At 68.8% G+C, this 19,144-nt stretch carries 15 protein-coding genes and 1 pseudogene; 6 read left to right on the forward strand and 10 right to left on the reverse strand.

Annotation, left to right across the window (positions count from 1 at the left end; all coding sequences use genetic code 11):
• Positions 1 to 63: 63 nt before the first annotated feature.
• Complete coding sequence (locus JEQ17_RS03240) at positions 64 to 3,072, forward strand: family 16 glycoside hydrolase (RefSeq protein ID WP_200393745.1); 3,009 nt, start codon at positions 64 to 66, stop codon at positions 3,070 to 3,072.
• A 38-nt stretch (positions 3,073 to 3,110) separates the two neighbouring features.
• Positions 3,111 to 3,521 (forward strand): annotated as a pseudogene (locus JEQ17_RS49875) (ABC transporter permease); the annotation flags it as partial.
• 13 nt (positions 3,522 to 3,534) lie between these two features.
• On the opposite strand, the gene JEQ17_RS03245 reads toward JEQ17_RS49875, so the two are convergent.
• Positions 3,535 to 4,368 (reverse strand): helix-turn-helix domain-containing protein, encoded by an 834-nt coding sequence (locus tag JEQ17_RS03245; RefSeq protein WP_200393746.1) that lies wholly within the window; start codon positions 4,366 to 4,368, stop codon positions 3,535 to 3,537.
• Positions 4,369 to 4,529: 161 nt separating this feature from the next.
• Here JEQ17_RS03245 and JEQ17_RS03250 point away from each other — a divergent pair, with 161 nt between their 5' ends.
• Complete coding sequence (locus JEQ17_RS03250) at positions 4,530 to 5,255, forward strand: alpha/beta fold hydrolase (protein WP_200393747.1); 726 nt, start codon at positions 4,530 to 4,532, stop codon at positions 5,253 to 5,255.
• Between the two features lie 13 nt (positions 5,256 to 5,268).
• Here JEQ17_RS03250 and pepN read toward each other — a convergent pair whose 3' ends face one another.
• The 3 genes from pepN to JEQ17_RS03260 all read right to left on the reverse strand — a co-directional run bounded on the left by pepN (position 5,269) and on the right by JEQ17_RS03260 (position 8,896).
• Complete coding sequence (pepN, locus tag JEQ17_RS03255; RefSeq protein WP_234048038.1) at positions 5,269 to 7,380, reverse strand: aminopeptidase N; 2,112 nt, start codon at positions 7,378 to 7,380, stop codon at positions 5,269 to 5,271.
• The gene (locus tag JEQ17_RS49880) at positions 7,377 to 7,736 is read right to left on the reverse strand and encodes a hypothetical protein (RefSeq protein ID WP_234048039.1); all 360 of its coding nucleotides are present in this window, start codon (positions 7,734 to 7,736) and stop codon (positions 7,377 to 7,379) included. The genes pepN and JEQ17_RS49880 overlap by 4 nt, the downstream gene beginning before the upstream one ends.
• A gap of 197 nt (positions 7,737 to 7,933) precedes the next feature.
• A complete protein-coding gene (locus JEQ17_RS03260) occupies positions 7,934 to 8,896 on the reverse strand; it encodes an NAD(P)H-dependent flavin oxidoreductase (protein WP_200393748.1) in 963 nt (320 codons plus the stop codon).
• 74 nt (positions 8,897 to 8,970) lie between these two features.
• Between JEQ17_RS03260 and JEQ17_RS03265 the strand changes: the two genes are divergently transcribed.
• Positions 8,971 to 9,393: an ankyrin repeat domain-containing protein gene (locus JEQ17_RS03265; RefSeq protein ID WP_200393749.1), complete on the forward strand. Its 423-nt coding sequence runs from the start codon at positions 8,971 to 8,973 to the stop codon at positions 9,391 to 9,393.
• A gap of 49 nt (positions 9,394 to 9,442) precedes the next feature.
• Here JEQ17_RS03265 and JEQ17_RS03270 read toward each other — a convergent pair whose 3' ends face one another.
• Together JEQ17_RS03270 and JEQ17_RS03275 are read right to left on the reverse strand one after the other, a co-directional pair.
• A complete protein-coding gene (locus tag JEQ17_RS03270; RefSeq protein WP_200393750.1) occupies positions 9,443 to 10,546 on the reverse strand; it encodes a DUF4037 domain-containing protein in 1,104 nt (367 codons plus the stop codon).
• 171 nt (positions 10,547 to 10,717) lie between these two features.
• A complete protein-coding gene (locus tag JEQ17_RS03275; RefSeq protein ID WP_200393751.1) occupies positions 10,718 to 11,155 on the reverse strand; it encodes a glutaredoxin domain-containing protein in 438 nt (145 codons plus the stop codon).
• A 122-nt stretch (positions 11,156 to 11,277) separates the two neighbouring features.
• Between JEQ17_RS03275 and JEQ17_RS03280 the strand changes: the two genes are divergently transcribed.
• Entirely contained in the window at positions 11,278 to 12,471 is a 1,194-nt protein-coding gene (locus JEQ17_RS03280; RefSeq protein WP_200393752.1) for an MFS transporter, read from the forward strand.
• 34 nt (positions 12,472 to 12,505) lie between these two features.
• Here the strand turns inward: JEQ17_RS03280 and JEQ17_RS03285 are convergent, their stop codons facing one another.
• Positions 12,506 to 13,675 carry an FAD-dependent oxidoreductase gene (locus JEQ17_RS03285; protein WP_200393753.1) on the reverse strand — a complete coding sequence of 390 codons (1,170 nt, stop codon included), beginning with the start codon at positions 13,673 to 13,675 and terminating at the stop codon, positions 12,506 to 12,508.
• A 49-nt stretch (positions 13,676 to 13,724) separates the two neighbouring features.
• Entirely contained in the window at positions 13,725 to 14,462 is a 738-nt protein-coding gene (locus JEQ17_RS03290; RefSeq protein WP_234048040.1) for a TetR/AcrR family transcriptional regulator, read from the reverse strand.
• A gap of 166 nt (positions 14,463 to 14,628) precedes the next feature.
• Between JEQ17_RS03290 and JEQ17_RS03295 the strand changes: the two genes are divergently transcribed.
• Positions 14,629 to 16,146 (forward strand): hypothetical protein, encoded by a 1,518-nt coding sequence (locus JEQ17_RS03295; protein ID WP_200393755.1) that lies wholly within the window; start codon positions 14,629 to 14,631, stop codon positions 16,144 to 16,146.
• A 61-nt stretch (positions 16,147 to 16,207) separates the two neighbouring features.
• On the opposite strand, the gene JEQ17_RS03300 is transcribed toward JEQ17_RS03295, so the two are convergent.
• The gene (locus tag JEQ17_RS03300) at positions 16,208 to 17,431 is read right to left on the reverse strand and encodes an FAD-dependent monooxygenase (RefSeq protein ID WP_200393756.1); all 1,224 of its coding nucleotides are present in this window, start codon (positions 17,429 to 17,431) and stop codon (positions 16,208 to 16,210) included.
• 18 nt (positions 17,432 to 17,449) lie between these two features.
• Positions 17,450 to 18,937: an MFS transporter gene (locus tag JEQ17_RS03305; RefSeq protein WP_200393757.1), complete on the reverse strand. Its 1,488-nt coding sequence runs from the start codon at positions 18,935 to 18,937 to the stop codon at positions 17,450 to 17,452.
• Positions 18,938 to 19,144: the final 207 nt, after the last annotated feature.

Consider the following 19,144-nt stretch of genomic DNA (forward strand, 5'->3'; position numbering starts at 1 on the left):
AGTCACGTCAATGAAGACCGGAACGAAATCCGGCACGGTCCGGTCCCGCCTTATGGAGGACCGTTGTCCCACGATCTGTTCCTGCGTGCCCGAAGACTTGTCACGTCCTTACTGACCGGAGCCGTTCTGGCCGGTGGCCTCTGGGCCGCCCCGGCGTCCTCGGCCGCCCCGGCGGACATCCCGCCACAGGAGCCCGGCGTCACCATGCGCGTGTTCGACGTGCAGACACCGCTGAGCAAGCTGTGCACCCTCAAGCCCGGACAGACCCCCAACCACGACTCGTTGAAGGCGACGGTGGACTGGTCCACGGCCGACGACTTCGGTGGCTTCTCCGACCGCTTCGTCACCGAGGTGACCGGCAACCTGGTCGCGCCGCGCGACGGCACGTACGGGTTCCGTCTCACCAGCGACGACGGCTCCCGACTGACCATCGGCGGCGACACGGTGGTCGACCACGACGGACTCCACGGCGCGGAGCCCAAGGACGGTGCGATCACGCTCACCGCGGGATCGCACCCACTGCGCATCGATCACTTCGAGCGCGACGGCGGACAGCAGCTCCAACTGGCCTGGAAGCCGCCGGGCGAGAGCGACTTCACCGTCGTGCCCCGCGAAGCACTGAGTACGGATGCCGACGTCGTCCGCGTGACGGCCCCCGGACGCAAGGAATGCGAGGCGAGCGGCGACTCCCCCGGCGACGGCCTCCCGCTCACATCCGTACGGCCGGACCTGACACTCACCGATCTGCGCCCCGACGGTTTCGAACCGCAGGTCACCGGTATGGACTGGCTGCCCGACGGACGGTTGGCGATCAGCACCTGGGGCGGCTCCGACAACGTTGCCGGAGAGGTCTATCTGCTGGACAACGTCACCGGTCCGACGAGCAAGGACAAGGTCACCGTCAAGAAGGTGGCAAGCGGGCTGCGTGAGCCCATGGGCATCAAGTACGTCGACGGTTCGCTGTACGTCTCGCAGAAACACGAGCTGACCCGGCTCGTCGACCGGAACCGCGACGACGTGGCCGACGAGTACCGCACCGTCGCGACCTGGCCGTACGGAGGGAACTTCCACGAGTTCGCCTTCGGCCTCCTCTACCGCGACGGCCACTTCTACGTGAACCTCTCCGTCTCCATCAACCTCGGCGGTGCGACCACGGTTCCGCAGCCCGCGCCGGGCCGCGGGACGACGTACAAGGTCAGCAAGAAGACCGGCAAGATCAGCCCGGTCGCCGGCGGACTTCGTACGCCGAACGGGATCGGCTGGGGACCGGACGGTGAACTCTTCGCCACGGACAACCAAGGCGGTTGGCTTCCCTCGTCGAAGCTCGTCCACGTCAAGCAGGACCGCTTCTTCAACCACTACACCGAGCCGTCGGGCCCCTTCGACGCCGCGGCACCGACCGATCCCGTGCTGTGGTTGCCGCAGAACGAGATCGCGAACTCGCCCTCCACGCCTCTGTATGTGAAGAAGGGCAGGTTCGCGGGTCAGATGCTGATCGGCGACGTGACCTACGGCGGCCTGCAGCGCGCGTACTTGGAGAAGGTGAAGGGCCAGTACCAGGGCGCCGTCTTCCGCTACACGCAGGGTCTTGAGGCCGGGGTCAACCGCCTCACCCTCGGTCCCGACGGCTCGATCTACGCCGGCGGTCTGGGCGCCGAGGGCAACTGGGGTCAGGAGGGCAAGCTCAAGTTCGGCCTGCAGAAGCTCACGCCCAACGGCGGGAACACCTTCGACATCCAGACGATGCGTGCCGTACCGGGTGGCTTCGACCTGACATACACCCAGCCGGTGTCCACGACGACGGCCGAGGAACTGGCCAAGCACTACCGCGCCGAACAGTGGCGATACACGCCGACCACCGACTACGGCGGCCCGAAGATCGCCGAGGAGGCGCTGCCCGTGCGGTCGGCCGAGCTGTCGAAGGACGGGCGTACCGTGCGGCTGCGGCTCGACGGTCTGAAGTCGGGCCGGGTCGTCCACCTTCGCTCCCCGCGTCCCTTCACCTCGGCGTCCGGCGAGGCGCTGTGGAGCACCGAGGCCTGGTACACACTCAACGCCATGCCCGGCAAGCAGCCGCCTCCCCCCATCCAGTACGAGGCCGAGGAGGCGCGTCTGACGGGAGCGGCGGGCGTCGACACGGATCACGTCGGCTACTCCGGCAGCGGCTTCGTCGACCGGTACGCCACGGAGGGCAAGGTTGCCACCACCTTCGACGTGACAGTCCCCAAGGCAGGCACGTACGACGTCAACCTGCGCTACTCCAACGGCCCCAATCCCTTCCAGGGCACCAAGTCGCTCTCCCTGTACACCAACGGGAAGAAACTGCGGCAAGTGAAGCTGGCCTCCACCGGTGACTGGGATTCATGGTCCACCCAGACGGAACCAGTGGTGCTGCGCGCCGGAAAGAACACCCTGTCCTACAGCTACGACGCGGGCGACACCGGGCACGTCAACCTCGATCTGATCACTGTTCGCCCGCACGGCGCGCCGGTCTCCCTCTTCGACGGGAGCGCCGCCTCGCAGTCCGCATGGCAGCACACGGACGGGCGACGGCTGAAGTGGCCGCTCTCCGACGAGAAGTCGATGGAGGTGTGCTGCGGTGACATCCGGACCCTGGACGCGTACCAGGACTTCAAACTGCACGTCGAGTTCCGTGTTCCGCTGCTGCCTCCCGATGTCACGGGACAGGACCGTGGCAACAGCGGAATCTTCATCCAGGACCGCTACGAACTCCAGATCCTCGACTCCTACGGTGACACCTCCTTGGACACCAACGAGGCCGGAGCCATCTATCTGAAGAAGGCGCCCGACGTGAACGCGGCCAGGGCGCCCGAGACCTGGCAGACGTACGACATCGTCTTCCGCGCCGCCCGCTACGACGACAGCGGGCGCAAGACCGCCGACGCGCGGCTGACCGTGGTGTGGAACGGCGAGAAGGTGCATGACGACATCGCCCTCGACGGCCCCACTGCCTCGGGCAGGGCCGAGACACCGGCAGCGGGAGCGATCCGTCTGCAGGACCACGGGAACAAGGTCCGGTTCCGCAACATCAGACTGGAGCCGCTGACCTGATCCGAAGCCGGGCCCGGTTCCTGACCGGGCCCGGCTTCGAGGCCGTCCGGGACGTAGTCCCCGCCACGCTCAATCCACAACTGCCCGGCATGGTCCAGATCAGCAAGCCGTCCGACGCCGGCCGCCAAACGAGCCGCCCAGTCCACGTTCTCGGTGCTGGAGCGGCGCCGGGAGATCGGGCTGCGCCGGCGCTGGCTGCGAGCCGGGGCCGGATCCGCGGCCAGTTCCTGACGGAGTCGGTCGTCCTGTGCACGCTGGGCGGACTGGCGGGCACGGTCATGGGCGTCCTGGCCACGGTCGGCTACGCGTCCTGGCACGACTGGCCTCCGGTCGTCCCCGCGGCGGCTGTGCTGAGCGGGGTGGGAGGTGCCGTGATGATCGGGGTGGTGGCCGACGTCCACCCCTCGGTCCGAGCGGCCCGGCTCACACCGACAGAGGCACTGGACACCGTCTGGCGGCTCGTCAGGTCCGGACAGACATCTGTATGGCGGAGGCGAGCAGCGCCAGTTTGTCGGCGCTGTCAGTACCGGGGTCCGGGTGGTGGACGACGAGCATCTGGCCCGCCGCGCCACCGATGCCCAGTCTCTCCCGGTTGAGCTGCAGACCACCGACCTGGGGGTGGTCGATGTGCTTGGGTGCGCCTTCGCACGCCTCTACGTCGTGGCGTGCCCAGAGCCGGCTGAAGCGGGGGCTGGCGAGAGAGAGTTCGCCGACGAGCTCGATGAATCGGGGGTCGTCCGTGTCGGTGCCGACGGACTCGCGGAAACCGGCGACCATGCCCGCGGTGGCGTTCTCCCAGTCCGGATAGAGGGCCTGCTCGGCGGGGTCGAGGAACACGTCCCGCAGCCGGTTGGCTCCCGCCACCAGACGCGGGGACAGGGCTGTCGCCAAGGCGTTGGCGGCGAGTACGTCGAAGTAGCGGCCCTCGACCGTGGCGGGCAACGGGAGCATGGCGACGAGTTTGGCGATGCCCGGAGGAACGGTTTCCTTCCGGCGTCGGCGTTGGCGCCGTCGTGGTTTGTCGGCGCCGAGGCGTAGCAGGTATGCCGTCGCGTCGTCGTCGAGCCGCAACACGCGGGCGAGCGACTCGAGGACCTGCACGGAGGGGTTGCGGTCGCGGCCCTGTTCCAGGCGCAGGTAGTAGTCGGCGCTGATACCGGCGAGCATCGCGACCTCTTCCCGGCGCAGACCCGGTACGCGCCGAACCCCCATGACGGGGATACCGACCTGTTCGGGAGTGACGAGCTCACGGCGGGCGCGCACGTAGTCGCCCAGCAGGTTCGGTCCGACGGTCATCTCTCCACTGTAATTCGCGCGGTTGCGCGCGTGCCTGGTCCTGTCACCCCCAGGATCGCGGGGGCCCTGGCTCGGTCGGAGCGAGGACTACAGCGTGGTCGGCGGCCCACATCATCGCCCGCTTCTCCCCAGCGCGGGCAATCACAGCTAGGAGCGCGAACATGTCGACGTATCTGCTGGTACACGGCGCCTGGCACAGCGGAGAGTGCTGGCAGCGGGTGGTCCCGTCGCTGGCGTCGGCCGGGCATCGGGTGCTCACGCCGTCGCTGACAGGTTACGGCGACAAGGCGCATCTCCTCAGTCCCGAGGTGGGACTCGACACCCATGTCGACGACATCGTCGAGCTGATCATCGAGGAGGACCTCACCGAGGTGACCCTCGTCGGGCACAGCTACGCCGGGCTGGTCATCTCGTCCGCGGCCAACCGGGTCCCGGACCGGATCGCGCGTCTGGTCTACCTCGACGCGATGGTGCCGGAGGACGGCGAGAGCGCGGCCGATGTCCTGCCCGTGACCCAGGCCCTGATCGACCTCGCCGTGAAGTCCGCCAGTGGCTGGCGGGTTCCGCCGCTGCCCGAACTACCCCCGCCCTCCGGCCTGTTCGGGGTCACCGACCCGGCGGACGTCGCCTGGCTGCGGACCATGCTGTCGGACCAGCCGGTGCGCTGCCTCCAACAACCGGTCCGACTCGACAACCCGGCCGTGAACGCGATCCCGCGGACCCACATCCACTGCACTGTGGGCAAGCCGGACGGCTTCGACCGGCGCCCGGTCCCCGCGGTACAGCCCAACGGCGCCCCGGCCCAGGTCTGGGAACTGGCCACGGGGCACGACTGCATGGTCACGATGCCGGACGAGCTCGCCGAACTACTGCTCAAGCTCGGCTGACCCACTCACCCGGTCACCCACTCACCCGGCCCGTCGGAGTGCCCCGGGAGTTGAGCATTCGCTTCACCATGTCCGAGCGTTCCAGGAGCGTGTTGCGGACCACCGGGGCCGCCTCCTGGGACGTCTTCTGGGCCTCCTCGATGTACGCGGGGTCAATGGCGTGCGGTGGGAAGAGCTGGCCCGCGAAGACCATCGCCGGGATCATTCCGCCTCGGTGCAGATGCGGAACCGAGTCCAGGTAGTGCCGGGTGTACGGCGTCAACAGGGTGTCCTGGTCGGGGCGCCAGAACGCCGCAGCCACCTGGCCGACCGAGTTGACGGGCACCGCGCGGTCCACCGCCAGCTTCTGCCAGACCTCTGCCTTCGCGGCGGGGTCCGGCAGCGCGGCCCGTACGGTGAGGGCGCGGACCCAGGCATCGGGGTCCGGGTCGCGTTCCAGCAGGCGGGCGCTCTCCGACGAGACGTCCCCGCCGAGTTCCGCCTCCCGGACCAGCGCTCGCCAGAGCAGGTCCACGTCGTCACCGGCCTGTTCGCGGAGCCGGGTCAAGTCGTCCGGTGTCGTCGCGGTGCGGGCCAGTCCGCGAAGGGCGACCTGGCGTCGACCGGGGTCCGTGGCGAGGCGCAGACAGGCCTCCGCCACCGCCGCTGTCAGTCCGGCGCGTTCGCCTTCCGGCGCCCACAGTTCGGCGATGTTCGCGACGAGGGTCAGGTAGGGCTCGATCACGGAGTCGGACGTCTCGGCCGTGAGGACGGCGGTGATGCACCGCCCGGCTTCCGCCGCCGTGGCCTCGCCGGTGGTCAGCATGTCCCACACGGTCGCCGTGGCGACTCCTCGGGAGATGGCGGTGGGCAGTTGAGCGGCCGCGCGGAAGAAGGCGTCCCTGGTCGCGCGGTCGGGACGGGTCGTGGCGAAGGTCAGGTCCTCGTCGTTGATCAGCAGAACGTCGAGATCCTCCTCGGTCGGGAGGCCGGTGACCGGAGTGCGGGTCTGCGTGACCTCGACGCGCATCAGCGCCCTGCGTTCCAGGACTTCGCCGTTCGTGCTGTTCCCGTTGTTCCTGCTGTACGCGCCCACCGCCAGCACCTGCGGGCGCGGGGTGTCGGCGGCCACGAGCGTGACGGTGTCGCCGTCGCGTTCCAGTGAGAAGCGGTCGGTGCCCGCCGTCGCCAGCCAGGCCGTGCGCCAGGTGTCCAGGTCCCGCCCGCTGGCCTCGGAGAGTGCGTCGATCAGGTCCTGGAGCGTGGCGCTGCCCCACGCGTGACGCGCGAAGTAGGCGGTCATGCCGACCCTGAACTGCTCTTCGCCGACATACGTCATGAGCTGCTGGAGAACCGAGGCGCCCTTGGGATACGTGATGTTGTCGAAGATCGACGCGGCCTGGGCGACGTCGTGGATTGGCTGGTGGATCGGGTGCGAGACGGGACCCTGGTCGGAGAGGTACGCCCTGAGCTTGCCGCCCGCCAGATGGCTCGCCCACGCGTCGGTGTACCGGGTGGCGCGCTCGGCGGCCCAGTGACAGGCGAACTCCGCGAACGCCTCGTTCAGCCAGAGGTCGTCCCACCACCGCATGGTGACGATGTTGCCGAACCACATGTGCGCCATCTCGTGCAGCAGCACCTTCGCGAACAGCTCGCTCTCGGCGGGCGTCGGCGTCGCCCGTCGCAGGAACACGTCCGACCAGGTCACACAGCCGTAGTTCTCCATCGCGCCGCCGAATTCGGGCACGAACACCTGGTCGTACTTGCGCTGCGGGAACGGCATCGCGAAGACCTCGCCGAAGAAGGCGAGCCCCTGTCGGGTGACGGTGAAGAGCTCGTCCGCGTCACGCTCAAGAATCGGAGCGAGGGAGCGGCGGGCATAGATGCCCAGGTCGTGGCCGTCTGCTTCGCGGCGGATCTCGTGGAAGGGGCCCGCGTTGATGACGGTGTTGTACGTCGACAGCGGCGGGGTGTCCGGGAAGGTCCAGCGGCGGGCCGACTCCAGTTCCTCGATGCGCGGGTCGCCGGAGTTGCTGGTGACGGTCCACGCGGACGGGGCCGTGACGGTGAAGGCGTGCGGTGCCTTGAGGTCGGGTTGGTCGAAGCACGCCCAGACGAAGCGGGCCTCGTCCGGCTCGAAACTCATCCACACGTAGACCTCGCCGTCCGCGGGGTCGATCGCCCTGTGAACCCCGTGGTCGTGTCGGCCTGGATGCTCTCCACGCGCAGAACGTTGTGCCCGGCGAGCGCGGGCAGGGATATCCGGCCGTCCCCGGTGGGGGTGAGGGAGCTGCCGTTCAGGGTGGCGCTCCGCACCTCCGCCGCACAGTCCACGAAGGTCTCCGCACCCGGCTCGCGACAGCTGAAGGTCACGGTGGAGACACACCGGACCTCAGCCCCGTCGACCAGACCGGTGAGGTCGACGTCCACGTCGTACCGCTCGACCTTCAACAGCGCGCCCCGGCGCTCGGCTTCGGTACGGGACAAGCTCCGGATCTCCATACGTCCTCCCTCGGCAGACAGCGGCGTCAGCGTACGACGGAGGGCGGCCGCGGGCGCAGGGGTTTTTGTGCGCCGAACGGGCTTCTGGAGCCTTGCAGTTGACGTGGCTGCGGACGTACGTGCCGTCCACTCCCGCTTGGGATCGGTGACGTGCTCAACTCATCGGCTCCGGCGCGAAGCAGTCTCGCAGGCGGCCGTCAGCGTCTTCCGGCTCGGTCGAGTGCGTCTTCGGCCTGCGCGGCCAGGGTGGAGACGAGATCGGCCGCGGACGGCAGGTCGGTGATGAGGTCGATCGCCTCGCCCGCCCACATCGGCAGCGGAGGGATTTCACCCTGCGCCACGTCGTGTTGGTAGTCCTGTCTTGCCCTGGGGTCCGCGGCGAGTTCGGCTTCCCTGCCGCGCCACTGGTCCAGGTAGGGGTGGCCGAGGGTGCGGGCGGTGTACTTCGACGGCCACCGGGAGCCTCGGGCGATGTCGAGCACCCTGTTGCGCTCGGTGTCCTCGCCATGTCCCTCGACGATCGCCTTGGCGGTCGCGGGATCCACCAGGGCCTCGGTCGTGGCTTGGAAGCGTGTGCCGATCAGCGCTCCCTCGGCGCCCAGCGCCAGGGCCGCCGCCACCCCACGGCCGTCGGCGATCCCGCCGGCCGCCAGTACCGGCACGGGTGCCGCCAGATCCACCACGACCGGCACGAACGGCAAGGTGGAACGCCCTTGTCGGGCCCCGTGCCCACCACTCTCGGTGCCTTGCGCCACGATGACATCGGCGCCCAGGTCGACCGCCCGCCTGGCCTCTTCCAGGTCGGTCACCTGGATGATCAGCACCGTGCCCGCCCTGCGGATGCGCTCGGCGAACGGGCTCGGGTCCCCGAAGGACAACATCACTGCCCTGGGCCGGTGTTCCAGCGCCCGCTCGATCGCGTCGACGTCGATCTGCCAGGTCAGGAAACCGATCCCCCACGGCTTCCCACCGGCCTCCGCGATGAGCGGCAGCTCGCGGGCCAGCCACTCCGGATCGCCGTTCGCGGAGCCCAGCATCCCGAGCCCGCCACCACGAGAGACGGCCGCCGCCAGCGCACCGCCGGCAGATCCGCCCATCGGCGCCAGCACGATCGGATGCCGCACACCCAGCAACTGCGTGAACCGCGTCGACAGCCCCATGACCGCCTTCGTCCCCCTCCGTGGAGCAGATATTGCTGGCCCCGCCGCGCGCCCAGTCGTTAACCTCGGCCCCTATGAATCAGCGGCAGCGGAAGAAGCTCTCCCGCCAACTCTTCGCAGCAATTCTGGCGGGTGACACCGCCCGCGTGAAGGCAGCGCTGCGGGCCGGAGCCGACCCGGAGCGAGGAGACAGCGAGGGCACCACCCCGCTGTACGTGGCATCCGTGAACGGAGAAGCAGAGATCGCCCGCCTGCTCCTGCTGGCAGGAGCCTCTCCTGACGTCGAGAGCAGCGGCCTCGGCTCGGACGGCACGCCGTTGTGCGCGGCCGCATGCTGGGGGCACACCGAGACAGTGCGCGAACTGCTGGCGCACGGCGCCGATCCGAACCTCCATGAAGATCACGGCACAGGCCGCTCCCCTCTGCACTGGGCGACCATCGGCCCACACCCCGAAACAGCCGATCTCCTCAGGACAGCGGGAGCGGCAGCGACGTAGCACCGCTGTCGGACCAATCCCACTGCAGGCCTCCAGGTGTTACCAGGACTCAGCTCGTCCTTTCGGTCACCGTTACGTGAGCGGCCGTGCGTGTCAGTTCGGGGTGGCTGAGGACGTCGGTGCTGTCGATGAACTGGTCGACGGTGCCGATCGTCGGCAGGGAGCCGATGGCCGGGTCGGTGATGCGGGCAATCAGCGCCTCGGTGAAGCGTTCGGCGTGCAGCACTTGGAATGGTCTGCTGTGGTAGGGCCGCGTGGTGGGGTCGACGGGGTCGGTGAGGCCGAGCTGGTTGTGCATGACCGCGACGGCCTCGTAGGCGCGGGTCAAGTGGTGCTCCCGGAGGTGCCAGTCGGTGGCGGCGAGGGCCGCGGTGAGGACCGGGGTGAGGGAGGACGCCCGGGGAATGCGGGCGAAGGCGCTGCCGAGCCACTTGCTGTACGGCGGATAGCGGCGGTCCATGAGCAGGCAGAGCCTCATCACATCGCGCACCAGACGAGCGGCGACGACAGCGGATCCCAGCTCGTCGCCCACTTCGCCGCAACGGCCGACGAAGGCCTCCTCCTGGGAGATGCGCTGCCACTGGCAGGCGAGCAAATGGAGCCAGAGATCGTGCGGGTACCAGTCGAGGGCTGCGCGCGCCGGTACGAGCCGACCGAGTCCGTCGTGGAAGACGGCACCGCCGGTGACCTCGGCGAGCAGTTGCGTGGGCGTGGCCAGCCAGTCCGCCGGTGTGACGTCCCTGCACGGGTCGAAGCCGAGTTGCGCGGTGAACCAGGCGCCCAGGTCCGTGACTTCGATTCGATGGTGGACCGGCCCGTCGGTCGTCTCCATGACCCCAATGCCCGCTTCACCGGCCGGGGCGAAGTGCGTCGGGTAGCCGCGGAAAGTCTTGGGCAGGCGTTCGGAGAGCAGCTCGGTGATCCTCGCGCCATGGCGGGTGACGTCCTGCGGGTCCAAGAAGAGCTGCAGGCGGGGGCCCCACTCGTGGTCGGCGGAGCGGGCGGTGTCGAATCCGAGGACTTCCGAGCCACTGCCCAGGCGCGCGGCGGAGTGCGCAATTCCGGGGACGGCCTCGTCCAGCAATGGCCGTACGGCTTCGAAGTAGAAGTGGCGGCAGAGTTCCAGCCCGGGGATGAAGGACGGCTTGGTCATGCCGTGGAGGGTGCCGGATCGGCGTACGGTCGGTCGAAGGCTTTTCCACGTCCGGCGGGGGCGGCTGACCGCGCGCATGGCCTGCTGTTCTTCGAACCGACCCTGCCAACGGCAAAGCTGACGATCCTTCGGGGGCCTACGGACGCCACTCAGCCATGGCGCCGCTCCCGATCACGCGGGAGGAGAGAGCTGTTCGCGTACCCATGCCGGATCGGGGTTGACGTGCGGTCGGCCCGCAACGAAGACAGTCGGCACGGTCTCATTGCCGTCGTTGGCTGCCCTCACCACAGCTGCTCCATCCGCGTCACGCCAGATGTCGACCCAGTGCAACCGGCGGGCGCTGCGGCCCAACCGCATGCGCAGTCGCTGGCAGTAGACGCAACCCGGCCGCCAGAAGACGACCGGCCGGCCGTCGACCGCACTGCGGCGTTGTGCCTCCAGGGCACCGATCGACCTCGGGAAAATCAGGGGCGAGTTGACGCCTGCGAGCAGCAGAAACACCAGCAGGAGCGCTACGGCCGCGCCGGTGCTCCCTCTCAGGGTCAGCCCAGCGGCAACGACTGAGCCACTGAGTACAAGCAACATCGGCAGGATCCAGGCGCGCATCATGATGACTCAGGCTATCGAGCCGCAAAGGGAGCCGTTCCTGGGCGTCCGCCACTTTCCGTAATGGCGGCGCGTCGGGCACGCCGCGCCGGTGCCCCACGGCTCGCGGGATTACCGTCGGCGGCATGGACGGTGATCGCCGAGGGTGGCTCCAGTGTTTGCTCAGCGGGGCGGTGTTCGCCGTGTGCATGGCCGGTACGACGCTGCCGACCCCGCTCTACCCCCTCTATCAGGAGAAGTTCGGGTTCTCCGAGCTGACGGTGACCGTCGTGTACGCCGTGTACGCCTTCGCGGTCATCGCCGTGCTGCTGCTGGCGGGCAACGTCTCGGATGCCGTGGGCAGGCGCCCGGTGCTGCTCTGGGGCCTGGGGTTCGCGGCGGCCAGCGCCATCTGCTTCCTGTGTGCCACCGGACTTGGCTGGCTCTATGTGGGGCGGTTGTTCTCGGGGCTGTCCGCCGGTCTCTTCACCGGGGCAGCCACGGTGTATGTGATGGAGCTGGCACCGGAGGGCGGTGCGTCCCGGGCCACGTTCGTGGCGACCGCCGCCAACATGGGCGGGCTGGGCTGCGGTCCACTGCTCGCCGGAGTCCTCGCCGAGTACGCCGCCTGGCCGCTGTATCTCCCGTTCGTCGTGCACCTCGCGCTGGCGACCGGTTCGGCCGCCCTCCTGCTGTGGTGGCTGCCGGAGACCGTGCGCGAGCGGCGGCCGCTGAGCACGGTGCGGCCCCAGCGGCCCGGTGTGCCCCCGCAGGTGCGGAAGGCGTTCGTGCCTGCGGCGATCGCCTCGTTCGCGGGGTTCGCACTGTTCGGGGTGTTCACGTCGGTCAGCCCGGCGTTCCTGGCGCAGTTCCTGGACGTGGACAATCACGCCGTCAGTGGCCTCGTCGTCGCGCTCGCCTTCTTCTCCTCGACCGCAGGGCAACTGGCGGTCGGCCGGGTCGGGTTGGAACGGTCGCTGCCGCTTGGCTGCGCCGGGCTCCTCGCCGGGCTGGCGCTGCTCGCGGGCGCACTGCACTGGGACCTGCTCTCGCTGGTGGTGCTGAGCGCGATCGTCGGCGGGGTCGGGCAGGGTCTGGCGTTTCGCGGTGCGCTCTCCGCGGTGGCCCAGGCGTCTCCCGCGGACCGCCGGGCGTCGGTGATCTCGACGCTGTTCGTGGTGGCATACGCGGGCATCTCGGTGCCGGTGATCGGTGTGGGACTACTGACGAGTCCGATCGGCCTGGAGGGCGCCGGGCTGGTGTTCATCGCCTGCATGGCCGTCCTGGTGTCGACCGCGGGCGTCTACTTGCTCCGGCGACCGGTACGAACGACTACGTGAGGTGTGGGCTCCCCCTGGGGTGCTGCGGGCAGCGTCAGTTGTCGGCGTGGCCGTGGGAGGCGAACTGGTCGTACAGGCCCTGCAGAGCGTTGTCGCCGAACATCAGCTCCAGGCTGGCGGCGGAGTCAGCGGCGGACGCCTCGCTGCGAGGGAAGAGTTCCTGTTCGTAGGCAGTGAGGGCGGACTCCTTGTCCCTGGAGTGGTCGGCGATCGCCCGGCCGAGCTGGGCGCCGTCGAACATGGCCAGGTTGGCTCCCTCCCCTGCGAAGGGGGACATCAGGTGCGCGGCGTCGCCGAGGAGGGTGACACCGACTCGGTGGTCCCAGCGGTGGCCGACGGGCAGGGCGTGGATACGGCGGGGAACCGCGGGGCCGTCGGCGTCGGCGACCAGCGCGCGCAGATCCTCGTGCCAGCCGTCGAAGTGGGCGAGGACCTGCTTCTTCGCGGTCTCCGTGTCGGTGAAGTCGATGGTGTCCAGCCAGCCCTCGGCCGCCTTGACCGCGGTGTAGACGTGGATGCTGCCGTCGGACTCGTTGTGCGCGAGGAAGCCCTTGTGGTCGCCGAGGCAGATGAAGAATCCATCTCCGACCACCGCGGCGGCGGCCGGGTGGCGGGAGGCGGCCTCCAACAGGTCGGTCTCGACGAAGGAGATCCCCGTGTAGGCGGGGAGGGCATCGGAGACAAGGGGGCGGATGCGCGACCAGGCGCCGTCCGCACCGACGAGCAGATCAGTGGTGATCGCCGTGCCGTCCGCGAAGGTCACCTCGTGACGGCCGTGGTCCAGCTCCCGGGCGCCGGTAGCACGTTTTCCCCAGCGAACGGTGCCCGCCGGAAGCGAGTCCAACAACAGGTCGCGCAGTTGCCCGCGGTCCACTTCGGGGCGGTCGCCGTTGCCGTCGTCCTCCTGCGCCAGGCGCACCGATCCCTGTGGGTCGACGAGGCGCATCGCCTCGCCGCCGGGATGGATCAGCTTGCGGAATTCGTCGTACAGATCCGCGGCGCGCAGCGCGGCTTGTCCGGAGTTCTCGTGGATGTCGAGCATGCCGCCCTGAGTACGGACCTCGGGTGATGCTTCCAGGTCGAAGACGGTCGCCTCGATGCCGTGGACGTGCAGCACCCGGGCCAGGGTGAGGCCGCCGAGGCCGCCACCGATGATCGCGATGGGGTGGTGTCGGGTGGGCTGGGTGGAACCGTTGTCGGTCATGGCTGCTCCTTGCACTGGTCGAAGTACTGGTCGAAGCGATGGGGAGGGTTCAGCTGCCGCTGCGGTCCGTGTCCGGCGTCGGAGCGGGGCTGGGGGTGGGGCTGGGGGTAGGAGTGTGGGCGATGCCGTGAATCAGTGCTTGAAAGCACCAGGTCATGCGGTCCTCGGGCGATCCGGCCAGGAGGCTTGCCGCCAGCGTGTGGACGTGGGGGTGGGTCTTCTCGTCGACGCCGTGGATTGCACGAGTGAGGGCGTCCCATTCCTGCTCGGCGTCCGCCGCCTGCCTGCGGGTGGACTGCTCGGCCGCGGTGGCGGTGGCGAACTGCAGCAGGACGTCCACGCCCCAGGCGGCCTGCGTGCGCGGTACGCCGCCCTCGTCCAGGAGAGCCAGCAGCCGCTCCAGCAGCCGCAGGTAGTGCTCGCCGTTGGGCCGGGCGGTCAGAGCCGAGCGGGCCAGCGCCGGATGCTCGAAGAGCATGTCGGAGTAGGAGGTGAGCACCCCCGCGAGCCTGTCGCGCCAGTCGCCTTCGCCCCCAGCGGGGTCCAGTTCGACCTCGCCGAGCAGCTCGTCCAGGACGGCCGCGTGCAGTTCGGCGGTGTTGGCCACGTACACGTACAACGAGGCCGGTCCGGTGTCCAGCTCCTGCGCCAGGAGCCGCATGGTCACCTTCTCCAGCCCTTCGGCACGCATGAGGGCGACCGCCGTCGCGACGATCCCTTCGCGGGTCAGCGCCGGTTTCGCCGGACGCTCCCGCCTGCTGGTCGGTGTTCTGCGTCGTTCTGTCACACCACAACGGTAACGAACATGTTCGCCAGAAACAAGTTCGTGACGAACATGTTCGTGATTCAGGAGCAGACTCAGGACGCGCTCAGGACGTGACCAGGCACCCCAGCAACTCGTCGACGTCGAAATCCACGAGCCACTCGGTCCCGGTCCAGGCAGGATGCCCTCTGTGAACGACCTCCTGTGCGGGCTCGCCGCCAATACGGCTCTGCCGTCCGAGTTGGTCGACCGGCTCATCGCGGTCGCGGACGACGACATCGCCGCGGACCTCGCCGGCCGCGCGGACCTCAGCCATGCGCAGGCGATTGCGCTGGTCTCGCGCGTCGAAGAGAGCGCCGAGCGGCTTGCGTACGAGGGCCGGCTGACCGCTGCCGACATCGATCCCGCGGCACAGCCGCACGCCGCCCTCGCCTTGCTCCTCGAAGGCGCCGGCAGACCGGAGTGGGCGCGCCTGCTCGCGGCAGATCCGCTCGTCGAGCGCCGGGAGAAACTGGCTGCCTGTCCCGGCCTCCCGTCCGATGTGGTGGAGTCGCTTGCCGCGGACTCGGACATACGAGTCGTCGCGGAGCTCGCGCTGTATGCCACACCGGACACGGCGACCAGGCTCGCGGGACATCCGCACGCCGAGGTCCGCCGCGCGGTGGCGGCAAACGAGGCAACACCGCCGACCGTGCTGGCGGCGCTGACCACAGGCGAAGGGCTGCCTCCCGTACAACGGTGTCTGGTCTGCGACCGCGAGGAAACACCGTTCGCGCATGACCCTCAATGCGCCCGGCTCGACTGCGACCTACTGCCGGGCGCCTCCTGCGACGGCTCCCACGAGTCCACCCTGCATGACACCCAGCAAGCGGTTCTGGGGAACCCTGCCACACCCACCGAGGCCGCCATCGGCTTTGCCGACCATCCTTCGACACTGCTCCGCTGGGCACTCGCTGCCCGCCCGGACCTGCCTTCGGAGGTGTGCGGACGGCTCGCCGTGGACGGCATTCCTGGGGTACGAGCCGACCTCGCCGAGAATCCCGCGATCGACGAAGCCCTGATCCGCGTACTGGCCGACGACCATGGCCACGATGTGCGGCGCAGGCTCGCGCACAATCCACACGTACCGCTCGACGTACTCACCGGCCTGGCCGCCGACGCCAGGATCGGCGCCACACTGCTGCCGCGGATCGCCACAGCTTCGCCCAGGGAGGTTGAGGAACTGGCCAAGTCACCGAACCCGGCCGCGCGGATGCTCCTGGCCCAACGACGCGACCTGCGGGCCGAGATACGCGACGCGTTGGCCGGCGACCCTGACGCGAAAGTGGTCAAGTCCATCGCTGGGCACCCCGGCCTCTCCGAGGCGCAGTTGCGCACGATGGTCGACCGGCACGGAGTCCAGGTCCTCGCCAAGGTGGCTGCCAATCCGGACGCGACTCCGGCGCTGTTGGAGTACGTGACCCGGCACCGACCACCGGTCCAGAAGGCGTTGCGCGAGGTCGCCCGGCATCGCAATGCGACCGCCCCGGCGCTGCTCGTCTGCTTGGCAGACAGAAGGGCGAGGCCCATCGCCGCCGGGCATCCCGCACTCCCGCCGCCGGTGATCGTGGAACTCCTCGCCGACACCGACTGGCAGGTGGTTCAAGCAGCTGCCGCCAACTCGTCACTGCCGCCTGCGGCGATGTGGGACCTGGTGCCCCAGCTGTAGTGGCAGCACCCCCGGAGGCCGAGGTGTGGGCGGCAGGGACCACTGATCCCCGCCGCCCCACTCACCGGGAGCCAAGCTCGCCGGGGAAGTCCTCGGTGTGTTCGGGCAATGTGAGAGCCGTGTGGGCCGGGCGCCCGGATTTCGGTGGCAAGGCGGTGAGGCCGCGGAGTTTCTTGTTGCGCCGTTCAAGAGCATCGGCAGTGGTGGGGAAAAGCGCCGCGTCGCCTTCGCCGACCTGTGCCTGGTTCAGTTCGACGAATGCGCGGATTTCGAGTTCGTACGCGGCGAAGGCCGCGGTGTGGTCGCGATGGGCGGCCAGCGAACCCGCGAGCATGTAGGCGCCGACGAGGGCGAGGCTGGACCCTTGCCCGGTCAGGAACGAAGGGGCGTAGGCGGCATCGCCGAGGAGCGCGACCCGGCCACTGGACCAGCACGGCATGTGGACTTGGCTCACGGTGTCGAAGAACGCGTCGTTCGCGTGGCGCATGGCGGCGACCATGGCCGGGATTTCCCATCCGTCGTCGGCGAAGGTGGTGGCGACGAGATCACGTTGCGCCTCCGGGGCGCGGAGGACATCGCGAGGCGGTTCAGGGTGGGCGAAGTTGAGGAATGCGTGTAGCTCGTTGCTGTCCTTGACCGCGTAGAGCGCCGCGGCCCTTCCGGGAGTGTTCCAGATGAGTGCTTCGTGGGAGAGCCCAAAGGTGTTGGGCATGGTGAATATGGCGAAGCAGTACCCCAAATAGCGGTGGAATTGATCCTCGGGTCCGAATACAAGCTCTCGGGTACGCGAGTGCAGTCCGTCCGCGCCCAGGACCAGATCGAAGGTGCGCTGGACGCCGCTGCGGAGGGTGACGTCGACTCCGTGCTGGTGTTCCTTGAGTGCGTCGATGGAGTCGTCGAACACGAACTCCACCTCGTCGCGGACGGCACCGTACAGGAGTTCCGCCAAATCCCCGCGAGGCACCTCGACATCATGTCCCTCGACACCGCCGACCACCGCCTGTGGATGAACCACCGCCGCCTCACTGCCATCGGCGTTGAGGAAGGTCAACCGGCGCGACTCGATATGCGCTTTCTGGAGCTGCGGCAGGATTCCCATTCGGCGAGCGACCTCCACCGCGGTGCCGCGCACGTCGATCGGGTACCCGCCGCCACGAAGTCCGCTGGACTTCTCCACCACCGTCACAGCGAATCCGTACCGTTGCAGCCAGAACGCCACGGCGGGACCCGCGATGCTCGCGCCGGAAACCAGGACCGAACCCTTCGTTGCGGTTCTTGTGTTCATTCGTCAACTCCCAGTTCGTTATGAGGAATTCGGAATTCGAAGGCCGGCCGTGTCCCGCTCCAGCTCGGGCGACGGCGAGTTGCGGCTGAGGCGTGTGCTTCGTACGAGCATGACGACCAGTACCGCGGCGATTGCGAAGGCGCCCGAGGCGATCGCGATGTAGCTGTACACGCCCGTGGCCGAGTTCGTCGTCTCGCCGTCGACGACCACGGCGGTCGACTTGAGCACGGCCGCGCCCACGAAATTCAGGACCACCGAGCCGATCGAGACCATGACCATGACGAGGCTGGACACGATGCCCTGCCGTTCGGCGGACGCCAGGCTGCCCGCCATGTTGAAGCCGGATGTCCCGAGCGCTCCTACCGTGACTCCCAGCAGGAATGCGCAGCCGAGCGCGGCGGCAAGTTGGGAAGCCCCGAGGAACATCCCGATGGTCACCACCGTTCCGAGCATGACCGTCCCGGCCAGCGTCGAGGCCGGTCCGACGCGTGCTGCAAGCCAGCCGGCCACCGGGCCCCCGAGCATGACTCCGAGTCCCGGCGCCGCGAGCAACTGCGCGACTGACCCCTGGTCGGCCAGTCCGTACCCGAGTTGCTGATCCGCCGAGACGTCACCGATGAGAGGGATGAGCTGCAGCATGCTCTGGTACGAACCGGCTCCGAGGAAGACGACGAGGAGCATGAGTACCAGTGGCCCATCGAGGTCCCTGACGTCGATCAGGGGGTCGGGCTTTCGACTGGAGACCAGAAACCACCTGGCCAGCGCCGCGATGCCACCGACGAGGAGAGCCAGCGGGCCGGCGGCGAGCCAGCCGAGGTCCGAGCCCAGACTGACGTAGCTGAGCACCCCGGCGAGACCTCCGCCGAGGAGGAGGGCACCGCCGACGTCGATCCTGCCCGGTGTCCTGACCAGGGATTCGGGAATGACTTTGTGCACGCAGATCGCCATCACAGCCCCGACAAAGGCCGACAGGAGGAACAAGATCTGGAAGCCGAACTCCGTGGCCAGCTTCTCGATGAGGAAACGGGACGCGATGTTGAGCACCGCGGAGCTCGAGGTGACGATGCCTACGACGATCATCGCGATGCGGGGTGCGCAGACACCGCGAACGATCGCGACGGACAGGAACACGGCGGCCAGGGACGCTCCCTGAAGCATGCGCCCAGGCACGAATATCCAGATGCTGGGGGCCACGGCGCACAGGAGGGCACCCGCGCAGCTGAGGAGCAACGCCAGTACGAGCACCCGGCGCTTGCCGTAGATGTCGGCGCTCTTTCCGAGCAGGGGCGCCCACATCACCCCCGCCAGCATCGCGGTGGCGTTGAGCCACGCCGCCTGGTCGGTACCGAAATGGTCCAGCATCTCCGGGAGGACGAGCAGCGGCGCGGTGATGGCCGAGTCGACCACGAAGTTCACCAGGGCCAGAACAACCACCAGGCCGATGAGCCGCCCGTTCCATCTCGTGTGCAGTCCGGTGTCCGTACTTCCGGTCCTGGTCTGCTGCATTGAGGACTCCTCACTACGGGTTCGCGTGCGTCTACTTGCGACGGGGTGGAGAGTGCGGGGGCGGCTGCGCACCGGGCGTCATACCGGGGAGCCAATGTGGACGTGCTACCGCGGTAGGGGGTGGAGGGGCCGAGCCCGATGAATCAGCGGCACAGGGCGATGGCGCGAGCGAATGCGGCAACTGGCCCCGCCCGTCCCGGTTGTGCG

This window comes from Streptomyces liliifuscus, from assembly GCF_016598615.1.
Lineage (GTDB): Bacteria > Actinomycetota > Actinomycetes > Streptomycetales > Streptomycetaceae > Streptomyces > Streptomyces liliifuscus.

What these genes read in the sequence shown, in the direction of transcription:
- JEQ17_RS03245 (WP_200393746.1), bottom strand. Translation starts at nt 4,368, where the DNA reads ATGACCGTCGGACCGAACCTGCTGGGCGACTACGTGCGCGCCCGCCGT.
- JEQ17_RS03250 (WP_200393747.1), top strand. Translation starts at nt 4,530, where the DNA reads ATGTCGACGTATCTGCTGGTACACGGCGCCTGGCACAGCGGAGAGTGC.
- pepN (WP_234048038.1), bottom strand. Translation starts at nt 7,380, where the DNA reads ATGAGTTTCGAGCCGGACGAGGCCCGCTTCGTCTGGGCGTGCTTCGAC.
- JEQ17_RS49880 (WP_234048039.1), bottom strand. Translation starts at nt 7,736, where the DNA reads ATGGAGATCCGGAGCTTGTCCCGTACCGAAGCCGAGCGCCGGGGCGCG.
- JEQ17_RS03260 (WP_200393748.1), bottom strand. Translation starts at nt 8,896, where the DNA reads ATGGGGCTGTCGACGCGGTTCACGCAGTTGCTGGGTGTGCGGCATCCG.
- JEQ17_RS03265 (WP_200393749.1), top strand. Translation starts at nt 8,971, where the DNA reads ATGAATCAGCGGCAGCGGAAGAAGCTCTCCCGCCAACTCTTCGCAGCA.
- JEQ17_RS03270 (WP_200393750.1), bottom strand. Translation starts at nt 10,546, where the DNA reads ATGACCAAGCCGTCCTTCATCCCCGGGCTGGAACTCTGCCGCCACTTC.
- JEQ17_RS03275 (WP_200393751.1), bottom strand. Translation starts at nt 11,155, where the DNA reads ATGATGCGCGCCTGGATCCTGCCGATGTTGCTTGTACTCAGTGGCTCA.
- JEQ17_RS03280 (WP_200393752.1), top strand. Translation starts at nt 11,278, where the DNA reads ATGGACGGTGATCGCCGAGGGTGGCTCCAGTGTTTGCTCAGCGGGGCG.
- JEQ17_RS03285 (WP_200393753.1), bottom strand. Translation starts at nt 13,675, where the DNA reads ATGACCGACAACGGTTCCACCCAGCCCACCCGACACCACCCCATCGCG.
- JEQ17_RS03300 (WP_200393756.1), bottom strand. Translation starts at nt 17,431, where the DNA reads ATGAACACAAGAACCGCAACGAAGGGTTCGGTCCTGGTTTCCGGCGCG.
- JEQ17_RS03305 (WP_200393757.1), bottom strand. Translation starts at nt 18,937, where the DNA reads ATGCAGCAGACCAGGACCGGAAGTACGGACACCGGACTGCACACGAGA.